Below are 23,853 nucleotides of genomic sequence, written 5' to 3'. Positions count from 1 at the left end.
TGTTAGGACTATTTTGACCGAATAACGGGACAATTATTTTGACAGGCAGAAATGGGCAATTAATGGCAGCGTCATATCCAGAGGTATTGATCGCTGCTAGTTTAATATTGGGGGCTGAAATTACACAGGATTCCAAGTGGCGACATCGAATATTAACAATGTTATTAATAATATGCTGTAATAGAGATGAGGACTTATGAATTTTGTAGCAATTGATTTTGAAACAGCTAACCGTTATCGGTCAAGCGCTTGCAGTATGGCTGTAGTAACTGTGGAAGACGGTGCGGTTGTTGATACCGCCTATCATTTAATTCGGCCGCCTGTACTGAAGTTTGATTACTGGAATACCAGAATTCACGGCATCAGCGTCCAAGATGTTGCCGACAAGCCGACTTTTGCCGAACTGTGGGAGGAACTTAGACCGCTTTTAGAAGGAAAAATTATCGTCGCCCATAATGCTACTTTTGATATCAGTGTTTTACGGAGCTTGGTGATGGAATATGAGTTGCCGCGTCCCAACTTCAAGCATGCATGTACAGTCAGCCTTGCCAGAAAAGTCTGGCCGGGCGAAACAAGTTATAAATTATCGGCCTTAGCCGAACGATTCAAATTATCTTTCCGGCATCATCACGCACTTGACGATGCGTATATATGCGCCAAAGTAGCCATGCTAGCCGGAGAATCAGTTAAAGCCGAAAGTTTTCTGAGCCTGCTGAATCAAACAGGGTTGACCCTAAAAAGCTTTACGGCTTAAACGGCTTAAATAGAAAATAGTTGAACAATCAGATGATGGTTCTTGTTATAAGCAGACGCAGCCTGCAGGTCGGTTTTAATCTAGGAGGGATCAAGTGACTAAGAAAGTTCGCGGGCGATTTGCACCAAGTCCTACCGGAGAAATGCACCTGGGCAACGCCTGGACAGCCCTGTTGGCTTGGCTTTACGTGCGGTCGAACGGAGGTACTATGGTGCTTAGGATCGAAGATCTTGATCCAGACAGGTCTCGGCCTGAATATATAACGGGCCTAATGGCTGATATGAGGTGGCTGGGGCTTGACTGGGACGAGGGCCCTGATGTCGGTGGAGCGTATACACCTTATTGTCAGGATAGACGGCGGGACTTGTACCAAGCAGCGCTCGAACGTCTGGCTGCAGAAAGGCTTGTCTATCCGTGCTACTGTACTAGGGCTGAGCTCGCGGCATCTGCGCCTCATATCGGTGATAATATTTATCGCTATGCCGGTACCTGTCGAAATCGGACTGATGCTCCGGCTGACCGGCGGCCGGCTTTGCGCTTGGCAGTTCCTGAGGGAACAATTCATTATGAGGACCTGATATACGGGCATTATGCTCAGGAGGTAAGCCGGGCGGTCGGCGATTTTGTTGTCAGACGGTCAGACGGAGTCCATGCCTATCAGCTAGCAGTTGTAGTCGATGATGGGCTAATGAACATTAATAATGTTGTGCGAGGTGCTGACCTGCTTGATTCGACGCCGCGGCAGCTCTTGCTTTATCGGTTACTTGGTCTCACACCGCCAACTTTTGCGCATGTGCCGCTGCTATGCGGTCAAGACGGACACCGCCTATCGAAACGGCAGCGTGATTTATCGCTTGCAGCGCTTAGGCGAAATGGCGTGAAGGCGGAGGATATCACCGGCCTTCTGGCCTGGAAAGCCGGGCTTATTGATCGACGCTGCCCGGTTGCCGCAGCAGATTTAATCAATATATTTGCACTTGAAAAACTGCCAATAACGCCTATAATTGTCGAGAATAATTGTTTCCTAGCAGAGTAATGCAGGAATTTTTTTGACAAAGTTACTGGCTATATAGATGATTGCTGACGGAATTGATTTCAGCGTTGAATTTACTGTAGAGTAATTGTACGTGTTACGCAAAATGCAGGAGTTACTTGAAGAAATGTAGAAATTGAACATAGGTAAATATTGGAATTCGACAAAGGGGAGATTTGTTTATGGTTCGTCAAGCAGAACGTATGCATGGGCTGACATCAGCCATTTTTTCACAAATCGCAGATTTGCAGAAAAAGGCAATAGACTCAGGAAAAGATGTCATTCAGTTGTCGATAGGCAGTCCTGATTTAGCGCCGGCCCGACATATCATTGATGCCTTGCAAAAAGGTGCCGAGGGTCTCAATAGCTACGGCTATACGCTGACCAAAGGCCGCCCTGAACTGTTAGCGGCCATTGCGGACTGGTATGAAACAAAGTTTGGGGTAGAACTGGACGCAAATAGTGAAGTTCATTCCCTCGTTGGTTCGCAGGAGGGGCTGGCTCATATCGCGCTATGTCTGGTAAATCCCGGTGATTATGTGCTGATTCCTGATCCCGGTTACCCGATATATAGTGCCGGACCGCTTGTTGCAGGCGCTAATCTGTATCGAATGAAGCTTACACCGGAGAATAATTATCTCCCTGATTTGAATGCTATTGATGAGAGTATTCTTAAACGCGCTAAATTAATGATTCTAAACTATCCTAATAATCCCTTGGCAGCTACGGCAACCCCGGAATTTTTCGCTAAGGTAGTCGATTTGGCTCGCAAGTATGACTTTATTGTCTGCCATGATTTCGCTTATAGCGAGTTGGTGTTTGACGGTTATCGGCAGGCCAGCTTTTTAAGTATCCCGGGTGCAAAAGAGGTCGGTGTTGAGTTTAATTCCTTATCGAAAACTTACAACATGTGCGGCTGCCGCGTTGGGTATGTTGTTGGTAACGCCGAAGTAATCAGTATTTTAAGCCGTTTGAAATCCAATTTTGATTATGGCGTATTTGCTCCAATCCAACAAGCGGCAGTTGCCGCTCTGACCGGTCCGCAGGACTGCGTCAACAATACCGTTGCAGCCTATCAGCGCCGCCGCGATATTATGGTGGAAGGTCTTAATGACGCCGGCTGGAAAGTCGATAAGCCAATAGCCTCGATGTATATATGGGCTAAAGTGCCGACAAATCAGTCCTCCTTTGATTTTACCGTCGATTTATTAAACAATACCGGTGTTGCGGTAATTCCTGGCGTAGCTTTTGGAGATTGCGGTGAAGGCTATGTTCGGATAGCGCTTGTGCAGCCGGAAGCAAGGATTGCCGAGGCTGTGGCGCGCATCAAAGCGTGGCTGGGAAATGGCGGGGGGACTAAATGATAGCATTTAGTGAGCAGGCTCGTGAATACATATTGCTGCAAGGCGGGGCAGTCCACCTGTTTGAAGCCGGTCGAGCTAGCATGTGCTGAGGGCGCATTAACCTAGGCCCGTCGGTTCGACTGGGCGTACCGCGCAATCTTGAAGACTATAAACTACACGAGATTGATGGGATAAACCTCTATCTGCCGCTTGATTTTTATGCTACCAATGATTTAACGATAAACCTGCGGACAATTTTCTGGGTGAAGTCTTTATATATCGAAGGGTGGAAACTAATATAATGAGGGCGCTGTTCATTTTTGAACAGCCTAAGGATACTGTTGGCGCGTCTTACAATGAGACAGTAAAATATGATTTAGGGAAGATTGGCTCAAGGGATTTTGCCGGCTTGTGGTGAATACTTGAGCCAATTGTATCTGTAGGAGGGTTGCTAATGAGGAGGGCTTTATTGGCCATTAGGGGTATAGTAAGTCTGCTGGTAGTGCTCGTTTTAACAACCGGGCTAGTTCTTGCAGGGCCTGCCAACAAAAATGACCAAGCGCAAATCACTGTTCTGGCAGTAAACGATTTTCATGGTGCGCTGCTGGACGATGGCAAAAATCCTGGAATTATCAAGTTAGGTAAATACTTAAAGAATGAAAAGGCGTTAAATGAAAATGGAACCATAATTCTAAGCGCCGGTGACATGTTTCAGGGCAGCGCCGAGTCAAATCTCCTGTATGGCAAACCGGTGGTACAGGCTATGAACAATATTGGGTTTGATGGTATGACGCTCGGTAATCATGAATTTGATTGGGGCCTGGCGACGCTTGAACAGCAAGCTAAAAGCTCACGCTTTCCTTACCTGGCTGCCAATATAAATGAAAAAAAAACCGGTAAACAATTGCCCTTTGTCAAGCCATATACCATTGTTAAAAGAAATGGGATAAAAGTTGCCATAATTGGTCTAACAACGCCGGAAACAGCTTATAAATCTAATCCGCAAATAGTTAATAGCCTGGAATTCAGTAAACCGGCAGCGATTGTTAACAGCCTTGTTCCCAAACTTAGAGCCGAGGGAGCACAGATCGTAATTGTCTTAGCCCATCTTGGCTGTGAATTTGACAGTAAAGGGAGAATAATCGGTGAGGCCGCTGACTTAGCCAATAAGATTAGCGGGGTCGACTTAATTATTACCGGGCACAGTCATAAAAATATTGTCGGTCGAGTTAACGGAATACCGGTACTGCAAGCCTACTACAACGGCCGGGCGGTAGCAAAGGCTACCTTCATGTACTCGCTGAGTGAGAATAAAATAATCAGCTCAATTATAACCAGTGACACTAATATTCAATCCACGCAACCTAATGATAAGGGACTTGCCCGAATTGTGGTGAGAACAAACGCCGAGCTGGGCAACGCAATGAAGACAACGCTTGGCATAACTCATACAGCGCTTACGCATGACCGCCATGAACTTTCCTTATTTGGGCAATGGTTAACCGATAAGATGAGAGAAAAGACAGACGCCGATATAGCTTTTCTTAACGGCGGCGGAATCAGGGCGCCGATTCCGGCCGGTAAAATTACATTGGGGCAAATTTATCAGTCTTTGCCGTTTGATAATACGCTCTATCTAACAAAGTTAACCGGCCGGCAAATTATCGAAGCCCTAGAGTATAGCTTTGCTAATCGATCGGTGGGTATGCTGCAATACAGTGGCTTAAAAGTTCGCTACAACAATTTAAACCCGCCCGGTCACAAGTTGGTATCAGTAACGACCTTAAACGGAGTGCCGATTCAGCCGGATAAATACTATCAAGTGGTGCTGAATGATTTTCTTGTGGCGGGCGGCGATGGCTTTACAATGCTTTCGCACGGCCAAAATGAGCAAAACACTATGCGTCTGCTGCGTGATATCATTGTAAGCAATATCAGATCGGAAAAGCTTATAAATATCACGGGCGATAATCGTCTGACCTACGAGACGGTGCTGGTTATAAAACAAGCCTCATAAAAATATAATCCTGAATTTTCTAAAGATAATCTAAAAAATGTAAGTCATAATTAGACCATAGCCCAATAACAAATGATAAGGGGTGTAAATTATGACTAAGAGTAAAAAATGGTTTATCGCAGCTAGTGTAGCAGCAATCTTTGCAGTAAATGGAGCCGTTATGGCGGCAATAAATACACAAAGTCCGCAAGATTCCAAGCGTCCAAGTGTTTCCGATAACCGCAATTTTGTACATAAGGGCGCTATGAAAAAGAACTTCAAAGCAGATCGTCAAGCCCTGTTGGATTTTCTCAAAATTGACGGAGTAACTTTAACGGCTGAGTTGAAAGCCGGAAAAACGATGGCGGCTATCGCTAAAGAGCGCGGCATATCTGAGCAGGAACTTAAAAGCTTTATAATTAACCAGCGCACTAAGCGGATTGATGAAGGGGTTAAAGCCGGGCGCGTTACTTCAGAACAGGCTGATAAAATGAAAGGCATGTTTGAACAGCGGGTCTCGGATATGATTAACGGCAAAGTCCCGATGCATAGAGGACATCATGGTATGTTTGCTAATAAAGAAATGCTGACGCTGCTGAAAATTGATGCTGAAACCATGAAAAACGAACTGAAAGCCGGAAAAACATTAGCGGCAATTGCCAATGAGCGTGGTGTTTCCGAGCAGGAACTTAAAGACTTTATGGTCAGCAGTATAGCGCAAAGAATCGATAAAGGTGTTGAATCCGGTCGGATCAGCACTGAAAAAGCTGACCAAATGAAGGCTAATCTGGAACAGCGTGTATCGGATATGATAAACGGTAAAGGCCCGAAGTTAGGCTACAAACATGGTCCAAGACATCAACAACAGCTAAGGGCTAACTAAGCTAAACAGGTACTTGCAACTGCAAGTGCCTGTTTTAGGTTGGCTACTGTTAAAAGTAGCATTTGACTTCATTATAACGTTGTTGTTAACTATAGGAGAGGCAAATACCAGGTTGAGAGGGGTGTTCACATGAAACTTCTGGTAGTCGAAGACGATAATGCTCTGCGTGAAGCTATTGTTGCGCTGCTAAACGAAGAAAAGTATCTTGTCGACGAAGCCGATGCGGGTGACGTAGGTTTGTATTTGGCTGAGCAGGGAATTCATGATTTGCTGATTTTAGATATTATGCTGCCTGAAATAAGCGGGTTAGAAATAATCAAAAAAGTTAGGGAACAAGGCAATGATGTTCCCATTTTACTCCTAACGGCGCGTGACAGTGTCAGTGACCGGGTAAACGGCCTCGAAACGGGGGCGGATGATTATTTGGTCAAGCCATTTGCAATACCTGAACTCCTGGCAAGGATAAAGGCTTTGCTAAGACGCAGAGCACACTTGGGAAAAGAAGGCGAGCTTAGCTACGGCGGCGTTACTGTAAATAGTAGATTTCGGGATGGTTTTGTGGAAGGTCTTCCGCTTGGGCTGACAACCAAAGAATTTGATTTATTAGAATTTCTTGTTATAAATAAAGAACAAATTTTGACGCGTGAGCAGATTTTTGACAGAGTGTGGGGCTTTGAGTCAGATACTACCATAAGTGTTGTAGATTTATACATTCATTATCTGCGGAAAAAGCTACACCCCTATAACTGTGACAATCTTATTCGCACGGTGCGCGGCGCGGGCTTTATGTTTAAGGAGAAATAAATAATGTTTCAAAGAACACTCCGCCATTTGTCGGCTATCAACTCAATAGTATTCTTGCTTATCTTTATGGTTTTCGGGACAGTATTGTACGGTTACGTTTCGTACCGGCTTTTTGATAAAGTCGATGAGGCAGCCAGACTTAAGGCCAGTAACTTTAAAATTGCCAACGGACGGCCTGCTCCGTTGGGGCGAAGCCGGTTCTTGTTTGACCCGCGGATTATGATTTTGCTGCGAGAACCCAGCGGCCGGGTTGTAAGTGTCTTTTCCCGTGAGGATATTGATGTTGAAGAACTTTCGAAAATGGCATCCAATATTGATATTGGTGAGAAGAAAACGGTAGAGTTTGATAATCATGCTTACCGAATCGTCAGCATTCCTTACAGTTATGAGGACAATGTTATGAATACTAGGCATGGGCCAGTTACCGTAAATGGGGTTATCGCCGTCAGCATTGTTGACTCTGAAATGGCGTTGCTGCGCAATCTGCTTGTAATAATAATCACCGGATTGATATTAGGTGTGATGATTATTGTTTTAGCCGGATATTATTTAGCTAGGCGGGCCATGGTTCCTATTCAGGGTTCATGGGATAAACAACAGGAATTTGTTGCTGATGCCTCGCATGAATTGCGTACGCCGCTTGCTGTAATCAAAAGCAATGCTGAACTTATTCTGCGCCATCCGACCCATACTGTAGAGGATGAGAGCATAAGGGTTACCAATATAATAAGAGAAGTCCGACGTATGACTAAACTGGTTTCAGATTTACTTACCCTAGCCCGCGCCGATACCAACCACTTGGAGCTGCAGATGGGTCAAGTCAACATAAATGAGCTGCTCGATACGGTTGCCCAGCAATTTACGCCGTTGGCTGAGCTAGACGGGCATAGAATGCAGATCGAAGTTGCTGAACAGATGGAAGTGGCGGCTGATCGGGAGAGATTGTATCAATTGCTAGTCATACTAGTTGACAATGCCCTAAAATATAGTTCAGAGCCCGGTACTATCAGGATTGCCGGGGCCAGGCAGGGCGGCAATGTCTTAATTACTGTCGAGGATTCCGGGCAAGGCATACCGGCTGAAGATTTGCCGCGGATTTTTGACCGTTTTTATCGTGGTGATAAAGCTCGATCTCGTGAAAAGGGCGGCACCGGCTTAGGCCTGTCCATTGCCAGGTGGATTGTCGAGAAGCACGGCGGCAAGATAACAGTTGAAAGCCAACGCGGTGTTGGAACCAAATTTAGCATTTTGTTGCCGTCGAAAGGTTTAAAAGGCCGTTGAACTAGTAATGCGTACCAGGAGTTTACTCCCTTTGTCAAATATACGGCAAGGGAGTTTTCCTATTTATATGCTATTGTCTTTAGAGGTTTTATTTTTATCCTCGTAGAAATAATAAGCTTAATGCAATTTTAACTAAAGGAGCTTGGTATGGAATTAATTAATACACCCTATTCATTATACACCCTATTCATTAAATTCTAAAGGTCATTATTCGCCGGCCGTTATCCATGGTGATACAGTCTATATTTCGGGACAATTGCCAATTGACTACTTAAATGGTAAGACTTTGCCGACAGGCGGTATCGAGGAACAAACAAGACAGGCGCTTAAAAATTTGAAATATGTCCTTGAACAAGCTGGAAGTTCAAAGGAAAAGGTACTCAAAACTACCGTTTATATACCAGACATTGAATACTGGCCGACAGTGAATAATATATATAGCGAATTTTTTGGCAGTCATAAACTGGCGCGGACTATTGTACCTACGACTACGCTCCACTTTGGGGCGCTGATAGAAGTCGAGGCTGTTGCAGCAAGGTAGGATTGCTGATTAAAAAAGAACAAGATATAATAAATTATTTATAGCATAATCCTGTACCGAAAACTAATTTTTGGTCAGGTAAATTGAGGAGGAACTTACATGCTTGTTCACCAGTTAATCGAACAAGGGAAAATCGAACAAATTGCTCTATTCGGCAAAAAAACAGTAACCTACGGTGAATTGCAAGCGCAGGTAGGCCGCTACCGGGCGTTTTTTTACCAGCAAGGTGTTCGTCAAGGCGATAATGTTGGTTTATTGGCTAAGAACTCGGTCGAATTTATTTATAGCTATATGGCTATTATCAGTCTGGGGGCCGTTGCAGTTCCAATTAACTTTCAGTTAGTGCCGCGGGAAATCGCCTATATCATAAAGGATGCAAAGATTAAAGTTTTTGTGACGATGACAGAGTTTGATCTGCAAGCTGAACTCGCTAACTATGGCTACCATGAAACAGTTAATCAATTGGTGATACCGAAATTTAGCGTGGATCTTGACACAGCCGATCTAGATGCCGTCGCGGCCGTCACAAATATTTCGGCTGACGATTCCTGTGTAATTATATATACTTCGGGCACAACTGGTAATCCGAAAGGCGCAGTTTTAAGTCATAATAACTTAGTAAGTGATTCCGAGGCATTTACCAAAATATTGTCAGTAAATGCTGAGGATAATGTGCTATGCGTTTTACCGATGTATCACTGCTTTTCCTGGACATGCGCGGTGCTAAGCACGTTGCTGCATGGCGCAGCTATTACAATTTTGGAAACCTTTAATCCCAAAGAAACCGTTTCAGCCATCAGAGATGGTGGAGTAACAATAATATATGCTGTTCCGGCCATGTATCAGCTCATATCGACAGTCGGCCGGCCGGAAGACTTTTCTAAAGTAAGATATTTTATTTCAGGCGGCGCATCGCTCCCGGAAACGATAGCTAGGAATTTCCAAGCGAAATTTGGCATTCCGATTCTCGAAGGATATGGCCTATCAGAAGCCTCCCCGGTAGTTTGTCTTAATCGGCCAGGCCATATTAAATATTGCTCAATCGGCGAGACGCTTCCGGGAATCGATGCTAAAATAGTTAATGAAGATAACCGCGAAGTACCGACCGGAGAAGTTGGCGAACTTATTGTTCGAGGTCCTAATGTAATGAAAGGTTACTACAATTTACCGGAAGATACCGCAAAAGCGCTGCGTAACGGTTGGCTGCACACCGGCGATATGGCATATGGCGATGAGGATGGGTACATTTTTATCGTTGATCGAATTAAAGACATGATCATCACGAGTGGTGAAAATGTTTATCCGCGTGAAATTGAAGAACTCCTCTATGCTCATCCCGCCATCTCTGAAGCTGCTGTTATCGGAATTCCTGATAAACTTCGGGGGCAGGCCGGACGTGCCTATGTAGTCATTGCCGAAGGACATACTTTAGACAAAAAGGCGCTGCGTGAATACTTGAGTAATAGGTTAGCGGCCTATAAAGTGCCGCGTGAATTTGTTCAAGTCGAGGCCTTACCAAAGAACAGTACTGGCAAGATTATGAAAAGGTTGTTGCGTGAGGAGGCTGTCTAATGCTACCAACTCCGGAGATCAATTCTCTGGAGTTTTTGCTGTGTTGAAGCTATTTCCTAACAAACAATCACCTATTCATTACAATTATAAATCGCTAATTTTGCTTATTAACTAGTAATAAAAGCTGACTAATAATTTGATATCAAGAGGTTAAATGATGAGAGTAGATTTACATATCCATACGACGGCATCAGATGGCAATTGGCGACCCGAGGTGTTAGTCAATCAAGTAAAAAGTGCCGGGATAGGTCTGTTTGCAGTAACCGATCATGATACAACAGCCAATATCAATGAGACATCAGCCTTAGCCGCGGCTGCCGGCTTAAATTTTCTGCCGGGAGTAGAAATTTGTACAACCATCAATAATCAATCTTTTCACATTTTAGGTTATGGCATAGATGCAGATAATGCTGCCTTAAACAAGCTGCTGCGTTATAACACCGCGCTAATGGAAGATGTCGATCAGCAAAGTGTCAAGAAATTAATCAAGGACGGCTTGGCAATTGATTACGATGAGTACTGCCAATACCGTCATGACCCTGAGCGAGGCGGCTGGGAGGCGCTGAATTTTCTGATTGATAAAGGTTTTTGCCGGGATATAAACGATTTTTTTGCTAATCTATTTACCAAGGAACGGGGGATAACCTTTCCGGATTTCCCGCCGCCGAGTGTCGCGATTGCAGCAATAAAAGGCGCTGGCGGTGTGCCGGTCCTCGCTCACCCTGGCAGCGGCTTTCATGGCTCAACGCTCGAAGAAACGCTTGACTTTTTCGTCCGTGAAGACATTCAGGGGGTTGAATGCTATCATCCCTGTCATGATGAGAACACGACCAAACGAGCGGTAGAATGGTGTAAGCAGCGGAATTTGATAATCACGGGCGGCTCTGATTGTCATGGCAGTTTTTTTAAAGACCGCTGCCTTGGGCGGCCGGAAATCTATCTTGAACAACTGAATCTGGGAATATTGGAACTAAGACTCCCGCCGATGCCGTAAAAAGGGCCTGTATTGCCGCTGTAGTTTGCAAAAGTTGACAATACTTGCTGTACAGATGTAAAATAGCTATATTATCAGCTTTTAGGAAATGTCCTAAAAGCTTTTTTGGCTACCAAGTTTGATCGCCAGATCTATAAATAAAATCCAAAAACTATGGGAATATCTAGTTGTTGAAAGGGGCATCAGCTATGACAATAAGTCCAAGCCAGCCGGCTAACTTTATCGATGCTATCATTAATGAGGACTTAGAAGCTAATCAAAATATCAGTAAGGTACATACGCGGTTTCCACCAGAGCCTAACGGCTATCTTCATATTGGCCATGCCAAGTCAATCTGCCTGAATTTTGGCACAGCTAAGAAGTACAGCGGGCTGTGCAATCTGCGTTTCGATGATACTAATCCTTCAAAAGAAGAAGTCGAGTATGTTGACTCCATTAAGGCTGATGTTAAATGGCTAGGGTTTAGCTGGGACGACAGAATGTTTTATGCCTCTGACTATTTCGAAACAATTTATGATAGCGCAGTGTTGCTCATTAAAAAAGGCAAAGCTTATGTTGATGATTTAACACCCGAGCAAATCCGCCAGTATCGCGGTACACTTACTGAACCGGGTAAAGAAAGCCCATACCGCGATCGTTCAATCGAAGAGAATCTTGATTTGTTTGCAAGAATGCGCAAAGGGGAATTTGCTGACGGCAGCCGGGTTTTAAGGGCAAAAATCGATATGGCTTCGCCGAATATTAATATGCGCGATCCTGTCATCTATCGTATCTTACATGCTCACCACCATCGTACCGGTGATAAGTGGTGCATTTATCCGATGTATGACTATGCTCATCCCATTTCAGATGCCATTGAAGGCATTACTCATTCGATATGTACACTGGAATTTGAAGATCACCGCCCGCTGTATAACTGGGTGCTCGAAGAGTTGGCCGAAATGAATTTTCCAAGCCGGCCGCGCCAGATAGAATTTGCCAGACTAAACATAACCAAAATGGTTATGAGTAAACGCAAACTGCGGGCGCTAGTTGAACAAGGTTATGTCAGCGGCTGGGATGATCCGCGGATGCCGACCATCTCAGGACTTCGCCGCCGCGGTTATACACCGGAAGCTATCCGCGACTTCTGCGACCGTATCGGAATAGCTAAGAGCAATAGCACAGTCGATGTTGCTTTACTGGAACACTGTATTAGAGAAGACCTTAATGCAAAAGCGCCGCGGGTAATGGCTGTACTGCGGCCTGTAAAATTGATAATTGATAACTATCCGGTTGATCAGGTTGAGCAGCTTGAAGCTGAGAATAATCCTGAAAACCCTGAAATGGGGTCACGGACCATTCCCTTTTCACGGGAGCTATATATTGAGCAGGATGACTTTATGGAAGACCCGCCCAAGAAGTTTTTCCGCCTTGCCCCAGGTAAAGAAGTGCGCTTGAAGCATGCCTATATAATTAAATGCGAAAGCGTTGTAAAGGACGAGGCGACAGGCGCTGTCACCGAAATTCACTGTACCTATGATCCTGATTCAAAAAGCGGCGGACCAACTGCCGGCCGCAAAGTAAAAGGTACGCTCCACTGGGTATCAGCTGGTCAGGCAGTACCTGCAGTTGTGCGTCTCTATGATTATCTTTTCCGTGAGGACAGCGAAGACAATGACGACTTTGCTGCCGCATTTAACCCCGAATCACTCGAAGAGCTTAACGGTTGCATGATTGAGCCTAGCATTGCCGGTGCACCGGCCGGTAACCGCTATCAATTCCTGCGTCAGGGCTATTTCTCCATAGATCCTTCCTCAACTGCTGAGAAATTGGTAATTAACCGTATTGTCGGTTTACGTGATTCTTGGGCCAAAGCAAATAAATCGTAATAAAAATGCATGTGAATTGACTAATTCACATGCATTTTAGTATGCGCGTTATTTGATTGTGTCAGGAGAACAACTCTGAAAGTTAGAAGTAGCTCCGGGAACCGATATAGTGCTCAACGTAGTACTTCTCATCGAGGTTGCTTATAGTTACCTGGTCGGCACCTGAGCTGGCGTGGATGAACTTGCCGTTGCCCATGTAGAAACCGACGTGTGAAGCACCTGGTTTATAAGTGGTGAAGAAAACAAGGTCCCCAACTTTAAGGTCGGCTTTGTTGACCGGAGTACCGGCAGCATATTGTTCAGCCGCTGTACGTGGAATTTGGATGCCATTTTCTTTCATTACATATTGCGTGAAACCTGAGCAGTCAAAACCGCTTGGTGTTGAACCGCCCCATACATAGGGCACACCCAGATACTTTTGGGCGTCAGCAATTATGGCTTGTCCGGTTGCGCTGGCCGGCGCAGTTGAGCCCAGTGATTTATTAGGTGCTGTGACAGCCGGTGATGAACCTGAATCATTTAGATTGTTAAAAAGCTTACCAAGCAACAAGCCCATCAGAATATTTAACAGTCCGTTGCCGCCTGAGGCGGAGCTGTCGGAATCAGTTTTAGTCAGGAGGTTAGACAACGGATTTGCATATGCCGGGGCCGCTGGTGCTACTATGGTAAAGGTGAAAGCCATTAGCAAAGCGATGACAATGGAAAACTTATGCTTAAGCATTGTATTACCTCCCCCAAAAAATTACCGCACAATTACGTGACCGGTTAGTCAGTATTATAACAAAATAATAATTTTATGTAAACTATAATAATTGTTAGGGAGGAAGTCTTATCTCAAAAATGACGCCACCAGGGCAGTTTCCTGGTGGCGGGTAAAAACGGCAAGCATTTCAGTTTTAGCGGCAGCGCTTGATGACTCCGCAGGCCAGACGTCGGCCGGCGTTTCCTGCCGGCTCGGTCCGATAGTCGTCGGGATTTTGGTGAATAATTACTGCCTTGCCGATAACATCCTTGGGTTTGAATTTATTGGTGAAGAAGGTCATACAGGCTCGACCGTTGTTAGAAAACAGCACCGGAAAATCGCCGGCATGATTGCCATGTGGTTGGTTATCCGGATTCCAATGTCCGCCTGCCTTCATGAAGGGATCTTCAGGGTTGCCGACGGCGCAGCTGCCGCATTCATGGAGATGAAATCCATGCGGACCAATTGGGGCTCTATTGCCTTGCGCAGGCTGATATTGCGGCAGACCATTTATGTTTGCCGAGACTTCGGTTCCGCCGGGAACAGCACGGAAGGTAACGACACCTTTGATACCAGGGGCAAGCGGTCCGCCCTTAATATAGGCAATTGCCTCGGCAGACTCCTGCTCGCTGGGCCAACATTTTTTAGCATACATACACTGCCAGCAATAACAACAATCCTGCTTAGTTGTCGAATAATCCTCATCCCAATCCCAATTTTTCAAAAGGCAGCCCTCCTTTAGCCATGCTATGTACTGTATCTTATGTTTCAGCAGTAATTTTGGTTAAACAGGTTTAAAAAATATCCCCATGGTGGCAGGAAGAAAAGAGATACGTATGGAATTTTCTACTAGATCCCCAAAGTACCGATATTATTGGCATTTTTGTAGAAACTGGGGAGTACAAAGGTATACATCAGCTGTTTGTATCAAATAACTAACCGTGAGGAGGGTTAATATGATTAGTGAATTAATTAAGAAAAATCGCAGCTATCGTCGCTATTATGAAGACGAGAAGATATCAAAGGAGACATTGCTGGAGCTTGTTGATAATGCCAGATTATCCCCGACTGGCGGCAATACTCAGCCGTTAAGGTATTTTCTTGCTTATGATGAAGACACTGTTGAAAAAATTCATCCAACCCTGGCGTGGGCAGGCTATCTCAAAGAATGGCCGGGTCCAGATAAAGGCGAAAGACCGCCGGCTTATATAATTATTCTAAAAGATAAAGATATACCGATGGTGGCAGGAGTTGATCACGGCATCGCCGCGCAAAGTATTCTGTTAGGAGCAGTTGAGAAGGGTTTGGGTGGCTGTATACTCGCTAGTGTTCAACGGCAAAAATTAGCTGACGCCCTCCGCATCGCGGATAAGTACGAGATTCTGTTTGTGCTGTCAATTGGCAAGCCTAAAGAAACAGTTGTAATCGATGAGGTCGAGTTGGACCAGGATATTAAGTATTGGCGCGATGAAGCCCAAGTTCACCATGTGCCGAAACGTAAATTGAAAGACATTGTAATTAACGGCTAAAATATTTTTGACCTGCCGGAGATACTTACCTCCGGCAGGTCTTCTTTAAATGTCTAACAAAAAGAGTTGTTCACTGCATTGTTATTCCATTTATACTAGGATAGAGAAACTTCAGTGTACAGAGGTGAGTTGTAATGTATTTTGATGATGCTGAAGGGCCAGTTTTTCGCCCGCCTAGTGAGGCTAATAGTTTTATCCTTAGGGTGACAATAGGCTGTTCGCATAATAAATGCACTTATTGCAATATGTACCGGACAGTCAGGTTCAGAATGCGGACGATGGATGAAATTGTGCGGCAGATTGAGCGAGCTAGACCCTATGCTAGCCATATTCGCCGTATATTTTTAGCTGACGGAAATGCGTTGATGCTGGCAACTGATAAATTGCTAAGTATCCTTGAATTGTTAAAAAAGAATTTTCCTAAATTGCAGCGGGTAGCTAGTTACGCCGGGCCGCTCGACATTCTTCGCAAAACTCCGGCGGAATTTGATGCTCTTTATGAAGCCGGACTTAAGCTGGTTTATTACGGGATGGAGTCGGGTGATGATGAGACGCTAGCCCATGTCAATAAAGGGGTAACGGCTGCTCAAGCGATTCAAGCCGGACAGAGAATTACTGCGTCAAATATTAAACTGTCAATGATGGTTATTTTAGGACTGGGGGGGAAGCTAGGATCAGAACGGCATGCTGCCAACACGGCTCAAGCGGTAAATGCTATCCGTCCTAATATGCTCAGCGCGCTGACGCTCATGATGTATCGCGGCAGTGAACTTTTAGCTGAATTTGAACGCGGGGAATTTGTCCTGCTGCCGCCAGATGGGATAATGGTTGAATTGTATCAAATGCTAAATGGAATTGACTTGCCGCCCGATCGTCATTGCCTATTTCGCAGTAATCATATTTCCAATTATGTAACGCTAGGTGGAACACTGCCTCGTGACAAGTCAAGATTGCTCAGTGAGATTAAAGAGGCGGCCGCCGCATTGAGCAAGATTACTGACTGGGACCCATACAATAATGTCGAGCGTTTCTGAATAGCTCGTGAAATAAAAAAGGATGCCCAAGCGGCATCCTTTTGTTTAGCAATTATATATATTTATCAATATTGTAAATTCTTAGTGTAATAAGTGGAGAAGTGCCAGTGATCCCACTAGGGAGATTAGCATGAACAGGGTTAAAGTCAGAAGAATGAACGGAGAATTAGCATTGTGAGCTTTAGGGGCGGCCTTAGTAGTTACAATTGTTGACATTGTAGGTCACTCCTTTTGGTATTGTAATGTGATTGTTGCGTTAACTTCAAAGTTTCGTTAAGATTGCGAATTTTTAATGCAAAAGATGCATTAATCCCAGTGAACCTCCTAAGGAAATCAGCATGAACAGTGTTAAGGTTAGCAGCATGAACGGAGAATTAGCATTGTGTGCTTGAGGGGCGGCCTTAGCAGTTACAGTTGTTGACATTGTAGGTCACTCCTTTTCTTTATGGTAATTTGATTATAACACGAATTGTCATAATTGCAATAACTTTTATGCATAAATCTAAAAAATTATAAAAATTTAGACAATAGCTCTAAGTGGTGCTATGTATATTAAGATAAACTAATGATGAGATAATTGAATATTAAACCCCCATTGTAACCAGATTTTAAAAAATAACCCAGAATAACAGGATATTTGACAAAAAATATTATTTAACTTTAAATGCATATTTGGGTCATGATGGTAAATAACATGAGTGTTATTTACAAAGTATGTTTACAAAAGATGTCCGAGGGAGGACTTCTTTGGCAATGGCGACAGTGTAGGGATTTCTTTTTTTATGGTCGGTTTAAAGTTAGTCAGGATCAAAGTAGCGTATAATACATTAAGGTCGAATTATTTCTTAAAAAATGTAAACTTATGTCTTGACGAAAGACACTTAGCTGTATTAAAATAACAGTCATTACTTACAATGTAATATCCGAGTGAAGGTTAACGGAAGAACGGCCATTAGGCCTGCCGAAGGAGTAACACTCTCAGGCGCTTGGCATTACCAAGCAGGACCGTAACCGGACGGGACTCTGGAGAGACCCTGAAAAAGGGCGCCGAAGGGGCAATACAGCAATAGCTGTTAAATCTCTCAGGCAAAAGGACAGAGACGCTGGAACAAACAAAGTATTTTTTATCTTTGGGTGGTCTTCCATTTTCATTGCGTCTTTTGTCACCAGAGTCAAATCTTAGGATTTGGCTCTTTTTTATGCTTATTTTAAGGAGAGGGTGACATGGATTTTGTAAAGGTATTAGACAGTATTGACAGTTTGGTGTGGGGGCCGCCGCTCCTCATACTATTGGTAGGGACCGGGATTTTTCTTACGATTAGGCTGCGGTTGTTGCAGGTCTTCCGGTTGCCGTTGGCGTTAAAACTCATTTTTACAGCCAAAAATGACGGCAAAGGTGATGTAAATAGTTTTGGAGCGCTTTGTACTGCAATGGCAGCGACTGTCGGCACTGGGAATATCGTAGGAGTGGCGACAGCTGTTTCAGCCGGTGGGCCGGGCGCAATTTTCTGGATGTGGATGGCTGCCTTCTTCGGCATGGCAACCAAATATGCTGAGGGTCTTTTGGCGGTTAAATTTCGCGGCTATGATGCTAATGGCCAAGTGGCCGGCGGCCCGATGCATTATATAGAGCAAGGTCTGGGGATGAAATACCGCCCCCTGGCTGTTATGTTTGCGGTGTGTGGTGTATTAGTAGCTTTCTTCGGGATTGGAACCTTCCCCCAAGTTAATGCTATTGTTGACAGTGTCGAGCTTACAATGGGTATTCCGGTATGGGCTACAGCTGCAGTTGTAACTATTTTGGTGGCGATGATAACGCTGGGCGGCCTTCAGAGCATTTCCAGAGTAGCATCTAAAATTGTTCCGTTTATGGCAATCTTTTATGTTTTAATTTGCCTGGGTGTACTCGTTGTTTATGCTGATAAACTGCCGGGGGCGGTAGTGTTGATAATCGAGAGCGCCTTCACCGGCACCGCTGCTGCCGGCGGCTTTTTAGGAGCAACAGTAATGATGGCAATCCGTAATGGTATCGCCCGTGGGATTTTCTCGAATGAATCGGGTTTGGGAAGTGCGCCAATCGCTGCTGCCGCGGCAAAAACAAAGTGGCCGGCTGAACAAGGTCTTATTTCGATGACCGGTACCTTCATCGATACGATTATCATTTGTACAATGACCGGTTTAACTCTTGTTGTAACAGGCGCTTGGAGCACAGAATTAAAAGGGGCAGCGCTAACTCAGGCAGCCTTTGCCTCCGCCTTTCCAACTGTAGGACCATTGATATTAACAATTGGCCTGGCATTATTTGCCTTTACTACCATCCTGGGCTGGAACTATTATGGCGAGCGGTGCTGCGAGTACCTTGTTGGGGTAAAGGGTATCAAGCCTTATCGCTATACCTTTATCGCACTGGTCGGCGCAGGAGCGTTCTTGAAACTTGAAGCCATCTGGCTAATTGCCGATATTGTGAATGGTCTTATGGCGATACCCAACCTTATTGCTCTGTTAGGGCTGTCAGGCGTTGTTGTTAAAGAAACTCATCGCTATATGGCTCATGTTCGTGAACAAGAGCAGGCTGAACGCCGCAGTATTGACCAAAAAGCAGGTTAGTGAAAACCGCCAGCGATAAATCAAATCGCTGGCGGTTGTTTTTTAAAATTTTTCTTAGCGAGATGGTTAAACTAAATCAAAAGAACCTGCCATACAGCTATCGGAATGTACATTATAACGGCGGCGTCCGACAGGAAAAGCTTTTTTAGCATCGAATAACAGATGATTACGGTCTGGTACTAAGCCAGGCATCAATAAGTAATCCAGCTACAAGATAAAGGGTGATTAAGTGCTTAATGAGTTTTCGCGCACCGAATTATTAATTGGTGTACAAGGTTTAGAAAAGCTGGCGCAGAGTAAAGTTGCCGTCTTTGGTGTCGGCGGCGTCGGCAGTTTTGTTGTTGAGGGCTTGGTGCGGGCCGGGGTGGGTAAATTTGTGCTGGTTGATGATGATTGTATCTGCCGGACCAATATAAATCGTCAACTTCACGCAACAACTAAGACAGTCGGTCAACCCAAGGTTGAGGTAATGAAAAACCGCATTCTTGACATTAATCCGCGGGCCGAAGTTGAAACTTTTCAGCAGTTTTATCTGCCGGATAATGCCGAAGGGTTAATAAGGAAAGATTATGATTATATTGTTGACGCCATTGATACGGTAACTGCCAAGCTGGATTTGGTATTAAGGGCAAAAAGTCTCGGTATACCGATAATTTGCGCTATGGGGGCCGGCAATAAGCTTGACCCTACCAAATTTGAAGTTGCCGACATTTTTAAAACTTCTATTGACCCATTGGCAAGAGTAATGCGGCAAGAGCTTAGAAAGCGGGGCGTTACTTCATTGAAGGTTGTCTATTCGAAGGAACAGCCGCTCAATCCTATTGAAAGCGAAGGTTCTAGCTGTGCGACAGGGTGTATCTGTCCGCCGGGCGCGACGCGAAAGTGTACTGCCCGCCGTAATATTCCCGGCAGTATTTCGTTTGTGCCGTCAGTGGCCGGACTGATAATTGCCGGTGAGGTTATTAAGGATATTGTCTTTAATCGGGTCTAATGGTATATTCAATAATAGCAAAAATTAGTATATAGGGAGAGCAAAATGAAAATTAACCTAACCAAAAAAGAGTATGAAACGCTGCTGGATGTATTGTATATAGCCGACTGGGTAACAAGAGCCCATGAAGAGCATGGCAGCCTGGTTGTCAGCAAATACAAGGAGTTAGAGCAAAAGTTGTTTTCGCTCGCCGGTGAATTTGGTCTTGACAAAACCGTAGAAAGAAATAAGGAAACCGGGAGCTACTATCTTACCAAGGCTCACTTAAGTAATAGCGATGTTACCGCTAAAATCGAGAACTTTGAAAATGCAACTTTTTGGGAAGAGTTACTAGAACGGCTGGCGCGCCGGGACTTTATCCGCCGCTACGGCGAGGAGGCAATATTGAAGATGCCTATCGAAGAACGTTTCGAGAAGGAAATGGAGTTCTTTGAAATGTACGATAAAGAGTTTGGTGAAAATGGCTTGGAAAACTTCGCAGTAATCGGGTTGGCGGCCGCAACGAAAAAGCCTGAAGATAAGCTAAGCAATTAATTAAGCCATGAATACCATATTAGACAAAAGAGACTGCTGTGGCAGTCTCTTTTGTCTAATATGGCCAGGGCGGGGTACATTGATTAGCCTGTCTTATAAATGGCATTAAGACATTTAATTTAACTTCTCAGTGTCGTTATGTTAGAATCCGTTTATGAAAAGTTCTAGGAGGCCAGAATATGCAGCTATTAAGAGACAAAATCATTAGTGAAGGCAAGGTTCTGAATAACGCTATTTTAAAGGTAGACTCATTTTTAAATCACCAAATTGACCCTAAACTTATGAAAGCAATGGGCGAAGAATTTGCCCGCCGGTTTGAAGGTGAAAAGATTGACAAGATATTGACTATCGAGGCATCGGGTATTGCGGTCGCCGTTATGACCGGTTTGGCGCTCGATGTTCCTGTTGTTTTTGCTCGCAAGAAGAAGTCAGCAGCAACTAATGAAGATACTTATACAGCGCAAGTGTATTCCTTTACAAAGGCCGAGAAGAACAATGTAACGGTCTCAAAACGCTTTATAAAGCCGGGTGAAAACATACTCATTATCGATGATTTTCTGGCAAATGGCCAAGCCGCTTTAGGGTTAGCGGAAATAGTAAAACAAGCAGGCTGCAAGGCGGTCGGCATCGGCATTGTAATTGAAAAAACCTTTCAGCCGGGAGCGCAAAAACTGGCAGAGGCCGGATATCGCGTGGAATCACTGGTGCGCATAGCATCGTTTGACAATAATCAAGTACACTTCGTGTAAAGTGGGGGAGTAAAATGAACAATTCATTGGGGAAAACTGTGTTTCTCGGCACTCAGCACGTCTTGGCGATGTATGCAGGGGCAATAATCGTTCCGCTTATTGTTGGCAGCGCTCTCAAACTTAATGCTGAGCAAATGGCCTATATTATTGCGGTCGATCTGTTTACATCCGGTATCGCTACTTTGCTTCAAGCATGGCGTAACCCGGTTTTTGGCATTGGTCTGCCGGTTGTTTTAGGCTGTACCTTTACGGCGGTATTTCCTATGATTAGCATCGGCAGTCAATATGGCATTACGGCTATCTACGGTGCGATTATTTGTTCAGGGATATTTGTAATGCTTATTTCCGGTTGGTTTGGCAAGCTGGCAAAATTCTTTCCGCCCGTTGTTACTGGCTCAGTAGTTACCATCATCGGGATTACATTGGTGCCGGTTGCGATTAACAATATGGCCGGCGGGGTCGGCAGTCCTGATTTCGGTGCTGCTTCGAACTTGGCTCTGGCTTTTGGTGTTCTACTCTTTATTATTTTATTAAATAGATTTGCTACCGGTTTTATTCGGTCTATTTCGGTACTTCTTGGGTTGATTGCCGGCACGCTTGTTGCCGCGCTTATGGGCAATGTTCATTTTGATTCTGTTAGTGAAGCGTCTTGGTTTAGCATGGCGACCCCGCTCTACTTCGGTACCCCTGTTTTCGAGCCAAGCGCTATTATTACGATGATTGTTGTCGCTATTGTCAGCATGGTAGAATCGACGGGCGTATTTTTGGCGCTGGGCGAAATCTGCGGTCGTAAGCTGGATGAGAAAGATTTGGCCCGCGGCTATCGGGCTGAAGGTCTGGCCGTTGTTATTGGCGGTCTACTCAATTCATTCCCGTATACCACCTTTTCACAAAATGTTGGTTTAGTACAATTGTCAAAGTCCAAATCAATTAGGGTTATTGTTGCAGCCGGCGCAATTCTGATGATGCTCGGTATGATACCAAAATTCGCAGCCCTGGCCATGATTATCCCTAGCCCTGTGCTTGGCGGCGCCATGGTAGCCATGTTCGGCATGGTAGTGGCAGCAGGAATAAAAATGCTTGGCAAAGTAGATTTTTCGAGTAATGAAAACCTGCTGATTATAGCTTGCTCAGTTGCTTTGGGGATGGGGGTTACAGTTGTACCTAACTTATTCGCTCAATTTCCGCCCATCTTTAAAATTCTCTTTGAAAATGGTATTGTAGCCGGTGCTTCTACGGCAGTTGTTCTTAATGTGATTCTCAACATGGGGCGGTCGACGAAAAGTGCTGAAGCCAACGAGGCTAAAGCAGCAGCGTTGCCGCGATAAATATCATAAATCAGCCCGGGCGTATGCCTGGGCGTTTTATTTTTTTATTGCTATATTGGTGTAACATAAATGACACCTTCGCCGTACAATAAAGAAAAAAGCGAGGGGGGTCTTATGAGAAAAATTATTTCGGCCTGTTTGGCTGGGTTTATAGTCGGGATTCTGCAATCTTTGTATTTCTCGGCGCCATCGGTGTCGTTTATTGAAGTTATAGCATCACCGCTGATCCTGTTTTCAACTGTTGTCGGACTGGGCAGTGGTCTGGCGGCAACTGAGACTGATAATGTCGGGGTTACTGCTTTAGTTGGTATTATAGCTGGCTGTGCAGTATATGCCTTCTTTGGCTATTATTCCGGATTGTATTTTTTTGCAGCAGTATTAGGGATAATGTCCGGGATAATAACAGCTCTTGTGGCTCATGTGGTATAGCCAGGGTCTATTGGCAGATAATAACGAGCACTAGTGAGCGGGTAAATAATCAAATGACTGGCGGTGTTTTATGCAGCAACAGAATGTTGGCTAATACTGCCGTCTATAGTGTATAATGGTATTGGTGATGACATGCTGCAAAAATACCGAACAGTTAAGGGCTATGGAACTGCCGAGATAGAAATTAATAAGTCTCGCTTTATAACTTATATAAACAGAGCTGAAACAGAGCAGGAAGCTATTCGTTTTATCGAAAAGATAAAAAAACAGCACTGGGATGCCACTCACAATTGCTCAGCATATGTTTCCGGCGAATTTGATCAGCATCAAAAAGCCGACGACGATGGCGAGCCGTCAGGCACAGCCGGAAAGCCGATTTTAGAAGTAATTAAGAAGTCGGCGGTAAAGGATACCGTTATCGTTGTTACCCGCTATTTTGGTGGTACCAAGCTAGGAGCAGGCGGCCTTATCCGAGCCTACGGCAAAGCGGCCAGCCAAGGCCTAAAGGCGGCTGGTTTAATTGAACGTACGCTTCATACTAAAGTTGATGTTACAGTTGAGTATACATTTCTCGGTAAATTGGAGAATGAATTAAGAAACTATGATTATCATATTGCCGGTATGGCGTACACTGATAAAGTCACGCTAACGGTGCTTGCCGAGAAGGGTTATGAATCTGTACTCGAAACGCGGTTGCAGGATTGGACTGGCGGTCAGGCTGTGGTAGAGCATAATGGCGAGACGTATCTTGAGGTGAGCGTAGAATGAAAAGGTTTGTGTTGATGTACAACCCCTTATCAGGTGATGCGTATTTTAAATATAAATTGGACGAATTAAT

The 23,853-nt window shown here is 44.6% G+C and carries 22 protein-coding genes and 1 riboswitch; of the genes, 20 read left to right on the top strand and 2 right to left on the bottom strand.

Annotated elements, in window-relative coordinates; all coding sequences use genetic code 11:
* Positions 1-196 precede the first annotated feature (196 nt).
* From GX348_07660 to GX348_07610, 11 genes are all read left to right on the top strand, one after another.
* The gene (locus GX348_07660; GenBank protein ID NLP42060.1) at positions 197-754 is read left to right on the top strand and encodes a 3'-5' exonuclease; all 558 of its coding nucleotides are present in this window, start codon (positions 197-199) and stop codon (positions 752-754) included.
* A 94-nt stretch (positions 755-848) separates the two neighbouring features.
* Positions 849-1,790 carry a tRNA glutamyl-Q(34) synthetase GluQRS gene (gene gluQ / locus GX348_07655; protein NLP42059.1) on the top strand — a complete coding sequence of 314 codons (942 nt, stop codon included), beginning with the start codon at positions 849-851 and terminating at the stop codon, positions 1,788-1,790.
* Between the two features lie 179 nt (positions 1,791-1,969).
* On the top strand, positions 1,970-3,151 hold the full coding sequence (locus tag GX348_07650; protein ID NLP42058.1) for an aminotransferase class I/II-fold pyridoxal phosphate-dependent enzyme: 1,182 nt from the start codon (positions 1,970-1,972) through the stop codon (positions 3,149-3,151).
* Positions 3,152-3,584: 433 nt separating this feature from the next.
* Positions 3,585-5,147 (top strand): hypothetical protein, encoded by a 1,563-nt coding sequence (locus GX348_07645; protein NLP42057.1) that lies wholly within the window; start codon positions 3,585-3,587, stop codon positions 5,145-5,147.
* Positions 5,148-5,238: 91 nt separating this feature from the next.
* Complete coding sequence (locus GX348_07640; protein ID NLP42056.1) at positions 5,239-6,009, top strand: DUF2680 domain-containing protein; 771 nt, start codon at positions 5,239-5,241, stop codon at positions 6,007-6,009.
* 129 nt (positions 6,010-6,138) lie between these two features.
* Entirely contained in the window at positions 6,139-6,813 is a 675-nt protein-coding gene (locus GX348_07635) for a response regulator transcription factor (protein ID NLP42055.1), read from the top strand.
* A gap of 3 nt (positions 6,814-6,816) precedes the next feature.
* Positions 6,817-8,094: a GHKL domain-containing protein gene (locus GX348_07630; GenBank protein ID NLP42054.1), complete on the top strand. Its 1,278-nt coding sequence runs from the start codon at positions 6,817-6,819 to the stop codon at positions 8,092-8,094.
* Between the two features lie 160 nt (positions 8,095-8,254).
* The gene (locus GX348_07625; protein NLP42053.1) at positions 8,255-8,635 is read left to right on the top strand and encodes a RidA family protein; all 381 of its coding nucleotides are present in this window, start codon (positions 8,255-8,257) and stop codon (positions 8,633-8,635) included.
* 99 nt (positions 8,636-8,734) lie between these two features.
* Positions 8,735-10,207 (top strand): long-chain fatty acid--CoA ligase, encoded by a 1,473-nt coding sequence (locus GX348_07620; GenBank protein ID NLP42052.1) that lies wholly within the window; start codon positions 8,735-8,737, stop codon positions 10,205-10,207.
* A 154-nt stretch (positions 10,208-10,361) separates the two neighbouring features.
* Positions 10,362-11,201 (top strand): PHP domain-containing protein, encoded by an 840-nt coding sequence (locus tag GX348_07615; protein ID NLP42051.1) that lies wholly within the window; start codon positions 10,362-10,364, stop codon positions 11,199-11,201.
* Between the two features lie 188 nt (positions 11,202-11,389).
* The gene (locus tag GX348_07610; protein ID NLP42050.1) at positions 11,390-13,072 is read left to right on the top strand and encodes a glutamine--tRNA ligase/YqeY domain fusion protein; all 1,683 of its coding nucleotides are present in this window, start codon (positions 11,390-11,392) and stop codon (positions 13,070-13,072) included.
* 82 nt (positions 13,073-13,154) lie between these two features.
* Here GX348_07610 and GX348_07605 read toward each other — a convergent pair whose 3' ends face one another.
* On the bottom strand, positions 13,155-13,793 hold the full coding sequence (locus GX348_07605) for a C40 family peptidase (GenBank protein ID NLP42049.1): 639 nt from the start codon (positions 13,791-13,793) through the stop codon (positions 13,155-13,157).
* 175 nt (positions 13,794-13,968) lie between these two features.
* A complete protein-coding gene (locus GX348_07600) occupies positions 13,969-14,469 on the bottom strand; it encodes a superoxide dismutase family protein (GenBank protein ID NLP42048.1) in 501 nt (166 codons plus the stop codon).
* Between the two features lie 301 nt (positions 14,470-14,770).
* Here GX348_07600 and GX348_07595 point away from each other — a divergent pair, with 301 nt between their 5' ends.
* The 9 genes from GX348_07595 to GX348_07555 all read left to right on the top strand — a co-directional run bounded on the left by GX348_07595 (position 14,771) and on the right by GX348_07555 (position 23,783).
* On the top strand, positions 14,771-15,343 hold the full coding sequence (locus GX348_07595) for a nitroreductase family protein (protein ID NLP42047.1): 573 nt from the start codon (positions 14,771-14,773) through the stop codon (positions 15,341-15,343).
* A gap of 134 nt (positions 15,344-15,477) precedes the next feature.
* The gene (locus GX348_07590; protein NLP42046.1) at positions 15,478-16,377 is read left to right on the top strand and encodes a B12-binding domain-containing radical SAM protein; all 900 of its coding nucleotides are present in this window, start codon (positions 15,478-15,480) and stop codon (positions 16,375-16,377) included.
* A gap of 1,013 nt (positions 16,378-17,390) precedes the next feature.
* A riboswitch (glycine riboswitch) is annotated at positions 17,391-17,485 on the top strand.
* 116 nt (positions 17,486-17,601) lie between these two features.
* Entirely contained in the window at positions 17,602-18,984 is a 1,383-nt protein-coding gene (locus GX348_07585; GenBank protein ID NLP42045.1) for a sodium:alanine symporter family protein, read from the top strand.
* A gap of 229 nt (positions 18,985-19,213) precedes the next feature.
* A complete protein-coding gene (locus tag GX348_07580; GenBank protein NLP42044.1) occupies positions 19,214-19,975 on the top strand; it encodes a tRNA threonylcarbamoyladenosine dehydratase in 762 nt (253 codons plus the stop codon).
* 45 nt (positions 19,976-20,020) lie between these two features.
* Positions 20,021-20,509, top strand: coding sequence for a hypothetical protein (locus tag GX348_07575; protein NLP42043.1), 489 nt, complete (start codon positions 20,021-20,023; stop codon positions 20,507-20,509).
* Positions 20,510-20,688: 179 nt separating this feature from the next.
* Entirely contained in the window at positions 20,689-21,258 is a 570-nt protein-coding gene (locus GX348_07570; protein NLP42042.1) for a xanthine phosphoribosyltransferase, read from the top strand.
* A gap of 14 nt (positions 21,259-21,272) precedes the next feature.
* A complete protein-coding gene (locus GX348_07565; protein ID NLP42041.1) occupies positions 21,273-22,586 on the top strand; it encodes a purine permease in 1,314 nt (437 codons plus the stop codon).
* Positions 22,587-22,700: 114 nt separating this feature from the next.
* Positions 22,701-23,015 carry a hypothetical protein gene (locus tag GX348_07560; GenBank protein ID NLP42040.1) on the top strand — a complete coding sequence of 105 codons (315 nt, stop codon included), beginning with the start codon at positions 22,701-22,703 and terminating at the stop codon, positions 23,013-23,015.
* Positions 23,016-23,147: 132 nt separating this feature from the next.
* Positions 23,148-23,783: a YigZ family protein gene (locus tag GX348_07555; protein ID NLP42039.1), complete on the top strand. Its 636-nt coding sequence runs from the start codon at positions 23,148-23,150 to the stop codon at positions 23,781-23,783.
* Positions 23,784-23,853 lie beyond the last annotated feature (70 nt).

The sequence above is a fragment of the Veillonellaceae bacterium genome (genome assembly GCA_012523975.1).
Classification (GTDB): domain Bacteria; phylum Bacillota; class Negativicutes; order JAAYSF01; family JAAYSF01; genus JAAYSF01.
This window is presented reverse-complemented; position numbering and strand designations above follow the sequence as displayed.